This is a genomic window from Micromonospora mangrovicola (assembly GCF_047200535.1).
Lineage (GTDB): Bacteria > Actinomycetota > Actinomycetes > Mycobacteriales > Micromonosporaceae > Micromonospora.
In genome coordinates this window covers 1-537 of sequence record NZ_JBJZOG010000263.1, presented here as the reverse complement: position 1 = coordinate 537, position 537 = coordinate 1, and the positions used below count along the sequence as shown (strand labels likewise).

At 69.8% G+C, this 537-nt stretch carries 1 protein-coding gene; it reads left to right on the top strand.

The window, feature by feature from the left end; all coding sequences use genetic code 11:
• Window positions 1-537, top strand: a 537-nt coding sequence (locus tag ACL02O_RS34390) for an amylo-alpha-1,6-glucosidase (RefSeq protein WP_412822354.1), incomplete at both ends; no start/stop codon positions are given.

Genomic DNA, 537 nt, shown 5'->3' with positions numbered 1-537 from the left:
TCTGGTACCAGCGCCGCAACGAGCGCAACGGCCTGGAGAACCAGTGCTGGAAGGATTCCTGGGACGCGATCTCGTTCCGGGACGGCCGGCTGCCGAGCCTGCCCCGGGCGACCTGCGAGTTGCAGGGCTACGCCTACGACGCCAAGATCCGCGGCGCCCGCCTGGCCCGCGAGTTCTGGAACGACCCGGACTACGCCGACCGGCTGGAACGCCAAGCCGCCGACCTCAAACAACGCTTCAACCGCGACTTCTGGATCGAGGACGGGCAGTACTACGCGCTGGCCCTCGACGGCGACGGACGCCAGGTCGACGCCCTCTCCTCCAACATCGGTCACCTGCTGTGGAGCGGGATCGTCGAGGAGTCCCGCGCCGCCAGGATCGCCGAGCACCTGCTCGGCCCCCGGCTGTTCTCCGGCTGGGGGGTTCGCACCCTCGCGCAGGGGGAGGGGCGGTACAACCCGCTCGGCTACCACGTCGGCACCGTCTGGCCGTTCGACAACGCGTTCATCGCCTGGGGCCTGCGCCGCTACGGCTTCA